This is a genomic window from Polynucleobacter sp. 35-46-11 (assembly GCF_002281105.1).
Genome location: NZ_NCFJ01000623.1, coordinates 1 through 1,335, shown reverse-complemented (window position 1 = coordinate 1,335; position 1,335 = coordinate 1). Strand labels below are relative to the sequence as shown.

The 1,335-nt window shown below is 48.4% G+C and carries 1 protein-coding gene and 1 pseudogene; both read right to left on the bottom strand.

Translation table 11 applies throughout. The features are described 5' to 3' along the window. A pseudogene (locus B7Y67_RS18245) lies at positions 1 to 106 on the bottom strand (50S ribosomal protein L25); the annotation flags it as partial. A 136-nt stretch (positions 107 to 242) separates the two neighbouring features. Continuing rightward, positions 243 to 1,199 carry a ribose-phosphate pyrophosphokinase gene (locus B7Y67_RS18240; protein ID WP_293599846.1) on the bottom strand — a complete coding sequence of 319 codons (957 nt, stop codon included), beginning with the start codon at positions 1,197 to 1,199 and terminating at the stop codon, positions 243 to 245. Positions 1,200 to 1,335 lie beyond the last annotated feature (136 nt).

The window sequence follows — 1,335 nt, the reverse complement described above, 5'->3', positions numbered from 1 at the left end:
CGGCGTCTTTACCGCCGTAGATGATGCCCGGAGTTTTACCGGAGTTGCGCAGACGGCGGCTCGCACCCGTTCCCTGTACGCTTCTTTCAAAGGCTACTAGTTTCATATCGAATTCCTAAATTAAGGTTAATTTCCGTTCGCGACCAAACAGAAAAGCCTTTGATTATATCTTGGGAATCGTGGTTTTTGCCTAGAAACGGCTCGAAACTGCCAAAAACAGGGGTAGAAACGCTATTTTTGGCTTATTCAGCGAACATCGACATTACTGAATCACCCTTGCTAATGCGGGAAAGGGTCTCGGCTAGGATGGGAGCAACGCTCAATTGACGGATTTTGGCGATTTTCATTGCCTCTGGGGTCAATGGAATGGTGTCGGTAACAACCAATTCATCTAATTCAGATGCGGCAATGCGGGCTACAGCACCGCCAGAAAGTACGGCATGAGTACAGTAGGCGGTAACACCTTTCGCACCGCGCTCTTTAAGCGCCTCAGCAGCCTTACAGAGCGTTCCGCCGGTATCGATGATGTCATCCATGATCACGCAATGACGACCTTCTACTTCGCCAATTAAGTGCATTACTTCTGATACGTTTGCCTTAGGGCGGCGTTTATCAATAATCGCTAAATCTGTGCCTAGTTGCTTAGCCATTGCACGGGCGCGAACTACGCCGCCAATGTCAGGCGAAACAATGATGAGATCTTTTTTAGTCTTTTGGGCTTCCAAATCAGCTAGGAGGACGGGAGACGCGTAGATGTTATCCACGGGAATATCAAAGAATCCCTGGATTTGGTCAGCATGAAGGTCCATGGTCAAAACACGCTCAACACCAGCAACGGACTGAAGCATATTTGCAACGATTCTGGCGGAGATGGCAACCCGAGCTGAGCGCGGACGACGATCTTGTCTGGCGTAACCGAAGTAAGGGATCACTGCGGTTATGCGGCTTGCTGATGCTCGTTTTAGGGCATCAATCATGATCATGAGTTCCATCAAACTGTCGTTTGTTGGAGCACAAGTGGATTGGATAACAACCACGTTTTTACCGCGGACGTTTTCTTGAATTTCTACCTGGATTTCACCATCAGAGAATCGACCAACAAAAGCTTTCCCCATTTGGAGATTGAGCTCTTTGGCTACCGCATGGGCCAAAACCGGATTTGCATTGCCTGTGAAAAGAGTCAGTAAATCAGCGTTCATTGGGGCGGACATAGGTGATGTTGGAATTTTGGTAGGGGTCGAATGGATGTCTTTTGGTCGTATCTACAGTAGTTGGCAGGGGAAGAAGGATTCGAACCTTCGCATGCTGGAATCAAAATCCAGTGCCTTAACCAGC